8 protein-coding genes are annotated in these 9,079 nt (G+C 36.6%); 2 read left to right on the plus strand and 6 right to left on the minus strand.

All coding sequences use genetic code 11. The features are described from left to right. The first annotated feature begins 418 nt into the window (after nucleotides 1–418). Nucleotides 419–2,347, plus strand: coding sequence for an outer membrane protein assembly factor BamB family protein (locus AAHB15_RS29635; protein WP_342043869.1), 1,929 nt, complete (start codon nucleotides 419–421; stop codon nucleotides 2,345–2,347). 99 nt (nucleotides 2,348–2,446) lie between these two features. Continuing rightward, nucleotides 2,447–2,914 (plus strand): DUF4179 domain-containing protein, encoded by a 468-nt coding sequence (locus tag AAHB15_RS29640; RefSeq protein ID WP_342043870.1) that lies wholly within the window; start codon nucleotides 2,447–2,449, stop codon nucleotides 2,912–2,914. A 194-nt stretch (nucleotides 2,915–3,108) separates the two neighbouring features. Here AAHB15_RS29640 and AAHB15_RS29645 read toward each other — a convergent pair whose 3' ends face one another. From AAHB15_RS29645 to AAHB15_RS29670, 6 genes are all read right to left on the minus strand, one after another. Then, complete coding sequence (locus AAHB15_RS29645) at nucleotides 3,109–3,567, minus strand: DUF523 domain-containing protein (protein ID WP_335575496.1); 459 nt, start codon at nucleotides 3,565–3,567, stop codon at nucleotides 3,109–3,111. Between the two features lie 226 nt (nucleotides 3,568–3,793). Further along, nucleotides 3,794–4,501 (minus strand): aspartate/glutamate racemase family protein, encoded by a 708-nt coding sequence (locus AAHB15_RS29650; protein ID WP_342043871.1) that lies wholly within the window; start codon nucleotides 4,499–4,501, stop codon nucleotides 3,794–3,796. A gap of 297 nt (nucleotides 4,502–4,798) precedes the next feature. Further along, nucleotides 4,799–5,476 (minus strand): TerC family protein, encoded by a 678-nt coding sequence (locus tag AAHB15_RS29655; protein ID WP_342043872.1) that lies wholly within the window; start codon nucleotides 5,474–5,476, stop codon nucleotides 4,799–4,801. Nucleotides 5,477–5,601: 125 nt separating this feature from the next. Then, a complete protein-coding gene (locus tag AAHB15_RS29660; RefSeq protein WP_342043873.1) occupies nucleotides 5,602–6,195 on the minus strand; it encodes a hypothetical protein in 594 nt (197 codons plus the stop codon). A gap of 478 nt (nucleotides 6,196–6,673) precedes the next feature. Continuing rightward, a complete protein-coding gene (locus tag AAHB15_RS29665) occupies nucleotides 6,674–7,906 on the minus strand; it encodes a sugar efflux transporter (protein WP_342043874.1) in 1,233 nt (410 codons plus the stop codon). Between the two features lie 130 nt (nucleotides 7,907–8,036). Then, entirely contained in the window at nucleotides 8,037–8,609 is a 573-nt protein-coding gene (locus AAHB15_RS29670) for a histidine phosphatase family protein (RefSeq protein WP_342043875.1), read from the minus strand. Nucleotides 8,610–9,079: the final 470 nt, after the last annotated feature.

Below are 9,079 nucleotides of genomic sequence, written 5' to 3' on the forward strand. Positions count from 1 at the left end.
GGCATGCACATTTTTAGTATAGCATGCATATTTTAAGTTTTTATTGAAAAATATTGACAAACTATTAGCTGGTTTAGCTTAAGTACAAAACTTCACAAACTTTAACACTTTTCAATTAATAACGTTAAATGATTTTCCGTGACATATATGATGAGCAAGTGTAAAAGTGTTTATAAGGTACATCAGAGAACTGACCTTCATGGTGAGGCGGGTTGCCATTGTCGTGAAACAAGAAAACCCCATTCCAACAAAAAAAAGAAGTAGATTTTTCACCATTTGTATAATTTAGGGATTTTGTGGGGCACCATATCCTTGTTCTTATCAAAATTAGATCCTCTAAAGGAGGGAACAAACTGGAACATTTCATGATCAGTGATTCAATACATATTAAGATTTCACAATGTGAGGAGGTATTTTCGTGAGACGTTACTTAAAGGCAACAGGTTCGTTTTTTTTGGCCTGTATGGTCCTTGTTGGCTGTCAAACAAATAATAAGCAGAACAATGCAAATAACAAGCAAGAAACCAAGGAATCCAACCAGGCAAATCAGGTAAAGGAGACAGGATTCCCAAATTGGGGGTATGACCTTCAACATACCCGACATGTGCCCTATAAAGAGATTACAAAAGATAATGTAAAAAAATTAGGGATTGTCTGGCAGCAGGATATCTTAGAATGGAATCAGGATGTTCCTAATTTACAAGAAGATTTCCCTGTCGTGCAAAACGGGGTCATGTATGTGACTAGTGCAAAAAATCATGTATTTGCAATCGATGCCGCAAGCGGAAAGAAACTTTGGGCATGGACACCTCCTAAGAAGGTACTTGACCATCTTGATAGTTTGCCATGGCAATCCAATGTGGCAAGTAGGGGTGTCGCGGTGGCCAATGGAAAGGTATATGTCTTGATGATAGACAATCGGCTGGCCAAACTTGATGCGAAAACTGGAAAACTGGAAAAAATGGTCAACTTTTGGGATCATGTTCCCTCCATTAAATTAGAAAACCGATACTATGAATCTTCGGCTCCCATGTATTATGATGGCAACATTTACGTTGGAAGCAGCGGTGGTGATAATGGTACACGAGGCTTCGTTTGGGCCTTTAAAGCAGATAGCCTCGAACCACTGTGGAAAGAACCATTTTGGACCGTTCCTGAAAGAGGAACGGGCTGGGCGAAGGGGAAATATACGGGCGGAGGCTCCGTATGGACACCGATGTCGTTCGATCCAGATAGCGATATGATGTATTTTGCCGTTGGGAATCCAGCCCCTGACTTTTATGATGCAGATCGGAAAGGAAAAAATCCATATACGGATTCCATCGTTGCTTTGGACAGTAAGACAGGAAAATTTAAGTGGGCATCATCTGAAGTTGACCACGATGTATGGGACTATGACGCCGCTGCGACACCAATGGTTCTCAATGCCAACGTCGGCGGGAAAAAGCAGAAGGTTGTGGTGGAAGGCGGAAAGAATGGGAAATGGTATGCATGGGATGCCAAAACTGGAAAAACCATTTATGATGGTGTACCGTTTGTCAAAATTGAAAATTCAACACCACCTAGCGATCAGAGTAAAGTGAAACTTCAATGGCCGGGTACGCCAGGTGGAGAAAGCTATGCCCCAGAGACGTATGATCCCGACACCAACTATGTACTGATTCCAGGTATTAATAACCCGAATTTAATGTTAGCAGCAAAAGATCGGAAAGAGATTGCAAAAGATAACAATACCTTCCCTGGTACAAAGATCCTTCCTTTACCAGCAGATGTTGATACTTCTGGTACCATTACAGCGATTGACGTAAATACAGGGAAAAAAGTTTATCAACGCAATACCGATGATCCGATGTATGGAGGATTCACAAGTACCGCTTCCGGTCTTGCTTTTTACGGGGAATTGGACGGAACGGTGAATGCTCTCGATATTAAAAAAGGAAAAGTATTATGGGGCATGAAAAGTGGAGGAAAACAAATTAAAATGGCCCCTTCCATTTATATGGTTGACGGCAAACAATATATTGGCGTGATTACTGGTGGAACGAGGGTTGTGGTTTATGGACTCGGCGGTAAGGAAAAGATCGCTGCCCCTAATAAAAATGCTAAATTACAAGGGCAAGCCGACGTCGTTATCGACCCGGAAAAGGTTTACAAAAAAAGTTGTGTTTCTTGTCACGGAAATAATCTTCAGGGCGCAACTGCTCCAAATCTTCAACACATAGGTAAATCTATGTCCAAAGAAGACATATTGAATCAAATCTTAAACGGCGGCGACCGCATGCCGGCGGGCCTCGCTAAAGGTGCAGAAGCTGAAGCACTAGCAGAATGGCTGTCCAAAAAGAAATAATGTGTTTTCTTGAAGCAGTTCGAGTCCGATCACTTCTTTCGGACTCAGATTGTTTCAAAGTGGAGCAACCTATAAACGAAAAATAAGGATGGTGGTAAAATGAGGAACCTAACGAAATATACCGTGCGATTCAGGGCTATCGCCTTCTTCCTTTGCTTGCTCATTGGCTTTGCCTCCCCTGCTTTGACCAGTGCCGAGTCCCTAAATCAGGGCTTAGGCTCAGCTGAGGATAACGGAATCAAGCTAACACTCAATGGCTATTCCATCGTAAACCATGGTCATACCATTAGGCTGAATTATACAATACATTCCAATTCGAATATTCAAGTAGATCCGTATGCCAAAAGCCTTATGGCAAGTCCGCATATTTGGATTGAACACACGTTAGTTCGTGAAAATTCCGATACGTTTAAAAAAGTAGGTAACAACTTATATAATGGAACGATAGAAGCACAACTACATCAATACAGACCTGAAAATCCTCATATGACATTTAAAACTCATGGGATATTGAATCAAAAGGGCCAATGGACCATTCGATTTATCCTTAATAATGCTGATTACTAAAATATGTGTGTTGCAACCCTAAAAGCATCCCGTATCATCCCTTAAAATGGTACGGGATTTGATTTTTAATTAAGAACAAGACAACATGGATCAGCAACATTTCGCACAACATAAGGACCCCGTTTCTTAATGTACAGTATTTCACAATCTTAAAAAAACAAAACAATATTAAAAACGCTATTATAAGTTGAGGACTAAAGGAGGGTATCTGCAAATTGTTCTTCTGACATTACTTTTAATCCATTTCTTTTTAGTAAAGCAGAAGTGACTCCCATCCCCCCCATTTTTTTTCCGATAAATTCACCGTTATATATCGTTGAACTGCCGCAGGATGGGCTGTTTTCCTTTAGAACCACCAAAGTTGCATTTAGTTCTATAGCTATTTCTAGTGTAGAATATGCTCCTTTTATGTAAAGTTGGGTAACATCTTTACCTGATTTATCAACTACTTTAGCCTTTCCATCAAGTACATCTTCTCCGTTTCCACCAATAATCTCAGCTGGTTCTCTAGGTGTTGAAAACCCACCAAGTAATTCTGGACATATTGTAATAGCTTTATTTTCTTTTACCAATTCACTTATTTTAACATTCAAACAATTTGTACCATTATATCTAACATCTAAACCAGCTAAGCACGAACTAACCAATATCATTAACTAACCGCCGCCTGTTAAATTATTAAAATTGAATTTCACCAAATAATTTCTGGTTCAACTAAACAGCCCTTAAGTTCAATAAGAAAGCTGCCAATTCCGACAGCCTTGATCTTCAATTCTTTCAACCTTTTACTTTAAGAACAGTTCTTCACAAACTAACTTTGGTATAAGATAAAGGAGGTGCCACAGCTACTTCCCTTTGATTATCTTTAGTTCAATTGGGTCAATTTGTATTGTCCGTAATAATAGTATCAACAATCTTTTTAATGTGAATTTCTGCTGTATTTAATGTAAGGATATTCAAATCCTCATTTTTGATTAACATAGGGAGTTCTGTACAACCCAATACAATTCCTTGTATACCGTCTCTAACAATCATTTGATTGATTATACTTAAAAAACCTTCCTTTGTTTCCTTGTTCACGATACCATTTTCTAATTCTTCAACAATTTTTCTATGGATGTAGTCCTGTTCCGATTGGTTGGGTACTACCATCTCTATGTTATTAGAAATAAATGGTTTTATAAAAAAATCATTTTCCATCGTAAACTTAGTTCCTATAAGACCAATCTTCCTTAATCTTAAATCCTGTGCTTTTAAGTATGTTTCTTCTACAATGCTTATCATAGGCACTTGGACTTTTTGTTGAATTTGTTCAAATACAATATGTGGTGTGTTTCCAGACATTACCACAAAGTCAGCCCCAACACTTTCTAATTTTTGAACAGCATCCGTTAGGTAATTAATTACCTCTTGTTTCTCTCCATTAGTAAGCAAATTAAACAACTTGTACATATTTATACTGTTAATAAAGAGTTCCGGTAAATCTTCTTTACTACCTATCTTTTCTTGAAATTTATAGATTATTGATTGGTAATAATCTACTGTTGCTTCTGGTCCTAAGCCTCCAACAATTCCAACCCTTTTCATGCTATCAGTCCCTTATCAGGTATTATTAAAAATTAGTATATGTTAATTAGCATTTTGATTTGAGTCAATTTTCGATGACAAAAAGGATAAGTTTTAATCTTGATTGTTTATCTTACATTCTTATTTTATTAACCAGCAGCCGGATTTGTAAGTAAAGCCCCCGTTCGTTTAAGTGCAACATTTAACAATAATTCTTGTAGTAAGAAAAAAAAAGACCTTCTTCTTGAAGAGTCGCACTCGTTATAAATATAAGTAATTTCTTATTTCCCCATTTATCTGTTTTCATTTCATTTTTTCTTATCTAACTTTAGCTGTTTTTATCTTATTAGTTAAATATCCCAAACCAATGACAAGAACTGTAATAGCAGTAGGAATCAATAAATGTATATCGTGTGGAAGAATGTACTCAAATTTTGGTTCTCCAACCATCATTTCACCTGCAGTCCAAGCTAATATTCCAGCACCTACATATGAGATTATCGGATACTTTTCCAAGGCTTTTAATATTAATTGGCTACCAAAAACAACTAGAGGAATACTTACAATAACTCCAATAATTATACCGGCTATATTTCCTTCAACCGCACCAGCAATAGCTAGGACATTATCAAGGGACATGATTGCATCAGCAGTAATAATTGTTTTCACAGCGGAAAATAAACTTGATCCTCCTTCTCTATGATCGTCTTCATCCTCATCTATTAGAAGTTTTATGGCAATATACACTAGAAGAATACCACCTACAAAGGTTACGAAAGGTAAGCCTAGTAGGTAAACAATTGCTAATGCAAATATTAATCGTAAAATAATAGCTCCAAATGTTCCCCAAAAGATTGCTTTCTTTTGTTGCTTCTTTGGAACATTACGTGATGCCATTGCGATAACAACGGCGTTATCCCCACTTAATACAATATTGATTAAAATAACCTCCAAAAGAACCGCAAAAGACAAACCAAAAATCTCCAAAATATTCACCTCTGGAATAAGCTAACTAAGTTATTATATTAATTTGAGGTTAAAAAAAAGACCGGATTTGTGATATTCTGCAATTCTTTACCAATGTCAACACTGACGCTGTCCTCTATCCGTTAACATTATTCTTAATAAGAACCTACAAAGTACCAGTTTTTGTCCATCTTATCAATTTCTTTGAAGTCTCCATTAAATGCTTTTTTAGAAGGTTTTTGACCATTTGGTGTATATACGAACCCTGAAAAATTATCTAATATACCACGATAGGTATAAAAGAGGATGTTGTAACCAGCGTCTGTTTTCTCCACTACAATCTCACCCCCGCCACTAGATAGATATTCGTACTTCTTAGGTAGATCAATTAGTGAGGCATCGTATGAGACATTTGGTTTAAGTTCTCCACTCTGAATCATTTTTGCTACTTGTTCTCTTTTGGATTTGTTTAATTTAAAATCCATATCCAAAACGATTTGATTGAATGGAATGAAGAATAGTAAAAGGAATGTGATGACTTGGATGACAATAGGTTTCCATTCCTTATTTTTAAACAAAGTTATTATTGCTCGTACTGATACATAAATAAAAAATCCAAAAACTGTTAATAGAACTGGTAACAGCAAAAAAGGTGTAATAATATCGACTATTCTCCATTGAAAAAACATATAAAAAATAACTATAACACTGCTGATTATTGATAAGTGTAACAGCTTTTTACTTTTCATTTATACACCCCCCTGCCCCTAAGCTTCATCTGAACTTTCCATTCTTAAACCCAATATTAAAAACGCTATTATAAGTTGAGGACTAAAGGAGCGTATCTGCAAATTGTTCTTCTGACATTACTTTTAAACCATTTCTTTTTAGTGAAGCAGTGACTCCCATCCCCCCCCCCATCTTTTTTCAAGAACTCACCAATATCATCAACTAACCACCGTCTGATAAATCCTTATAATTGAATTTCACCAAATATTTTCTGGTTCTAAATTACCCTTAAGTTCAATTAGAAAGCTGCTAATTTCGACAGCCTTGATCTTCAATTCTTACATCCTTTACTTTAAGAACAGTTCTTCACAAACTAACTTTGGTATAAGTTAAGGAGGTGCCGTAGCTACCTCCCTTTGATTATCTTTAGTTCAATTAGGTCAATTTGTCTTGTCCATAAAAATGGTATCTCTAAAAAAAACATTTTCCATCGTAAACTTAGTTCCTATAAGACCAATCTTTTGTAATCTCAAATTCTTTGCTTTCCTTTTCCTTATGTGGTCTTATCTTCCAAAATATAAAGAACGAGAAAATCACAAAAAACAGACAAACAAAGTATACATTTCGATACCCTGCAAACTGAGCAATGACACCGCCGCCCAGGTTCCCTATTAGTCTTCCAATGGTCGAGCCATTGGAATAAATGGTTGTTGAAAGTCCCGGTGAATGAGGCAGCAAATCCGTGAAATAGCTTAATCCATTACCCATAAGTATGGCAACAGCTGTTGCCTGCAGAAGCTGCGCTACGACCAACTGCCAGGAAGCAGTCGATACACTTAAGATAATATAATACATAACCGAAAAAAAGCAGCCGATGATCATCAGGGAATGATTCGATATTTTTTTGCTGAGGGCACCGAGTACAATCATAATCGGAATTTCCAAACCAGCTGAAATACTAACCACCAATCCGACTTCCGTATGCGTCCCATGAAGCTCATTCACAATAAAAAGTGGCGTATTGATACCATTAATTGCATTGACAGCAAATAGAAAAATAAAAGCGATAAGCGGCTGCATAATCTGCTTGTTTTTTACAGATGGGGAGCCAGCACTGGTTCTCTTCTTACCATTTTGAACTGTTTTTCTTTTTCGTAGAAACATGATCACAAGAGATGCAATGATAAGATAGATGGCGGATGTTCCTAAAAAAAGCCCCTTATAGCCGAGCACACCCAAAATCAAAGTACCACCTAATGGTCCAATTAGGAAACCAAGAGATACAAGAGAACGCAATGTAGACATCGCAAACGTCTTGTCATCGGAGTTGCTTTCATTCGCTGATTCCTGTGCGGAGGCATAGATTTGCGGCATGGCAGCAGCTCCTAAGCCATTAAACAGTGAGACGACAATCAGCAGGATAAAGAAGTTGTGAAACACTAGATACGAAGCATATCCCAGCGCAGAGGAAAGCATGGCTAAAATAATCAACCATTTTCGGTCTAGACCACTATCGGAATGTTTCGCAATAAGTGAGTTTACCACCACTCCACTTAAGGAACTTATCGCCATAAAAACGCCAAAAGCACCTGCACTCATTCCAAAATCTTCAGTAAAATACAAGGATAAGTAGGGCTGAGTAATGGAAATGCCAATACCGACAAGCAGCATACAAATGACGAATAAACGATAACCTTTAATCGCAAACAGGTTTTTTAACCGTGCAAACACATGTAATCCTCCCTAGCCTTCAAGACTACTTTTCTACAATATAGGAATCTTGTAGTTCGTCATTTTTTGAAATGGAAATAAAAAAATACTGTAAATTCATCTTTGTAAAATGCGATATTTTTTGAAAATATTAACAATTAAAATGATGGTTTATTATTTCAATTAATTTAAATTCTTTGTTCTCAAATTCAAATTTCAATATGCAACAATTGCTAATTCTTTCTTTTTGTGTAATGGAACTTGTATGTTCCCAATACTGCATAAATTTTCTACAAGCTGCTCCGTGAGATACTGCTAAATCAATTTCATTATCTTCTTCCATAATTCTTTGACATGTATCAGCAAGTCTTTTTTGAAATTCTTTTTCTTCTTCTCCGCCATAATTGGCAAAAAAATCACCGTAAGGAAGTGATGGATTTAGATCTTCACTTTCACCTTCAAAAGTGCCAAAATTCCATTCCTTTAGTCCTTTTAGTCTTGTATAAGGCATATCAGTCACAATTTCTAAAGTGTCACAAGCTCTTTCGGATGTTGAGCTATAGGCATGGTCGAAAACAATATTGTGCTCTTTAATATACTTTGCAGCAGTCTCTGCTTGTTTGATTCCTAGTTCTGTAAGTGGTGAATCACACCAACCTTGAACTTTCCTTCTTTTATTAAATTCTGTTTGTCCATGTCTCATTAGATATAACGTCTTTTTCATTTGTATCCCCCTCATTGAATCTTAAAAAGAACATTTAAATATCAAGTCTACTGGTCCCTAGCCAATTCACTTTTTTCCTTCTCACTTAAGATTCTTTAAGAATTAGCATAATTTCGAGTCATTATTTAGGTGATAAAACAAGGTTTAAATATTACCCTGTTCATTTACTAAGCCTATAGTTGACCTATAAAATATTTCCTTACCTTGAATTAATAGCTAAACACGTTTACCTGCAATGGTGCATCCATCCAACTTTGAAGTTGCCATCATTAAGACGGGCGTGCTGATTGCGTTTACAAGAGCGAATACTGTAATAAGCTGCATCCTCATTATGCAACAAATAAAATCACGACTGGTATCACAATCGTATCAAATGATTGCATAATCCTATCACAACCATTTATGCAGAAAGTAAATTAGCCTTATAATGGGACCATCACGGATAAAGAAAACGAAGGAGAATTTTATTT

Origin of the sequence: Bacillus sp. OTU2372, from assembly GCF_038440275.1 — a bacterium.
Classification (GTDB): Bacteria; Bacillota; Bacilli; order Bacillales; family Cytobacillaceae; genus Neobacillus; species Neobacillus bataviensis_B.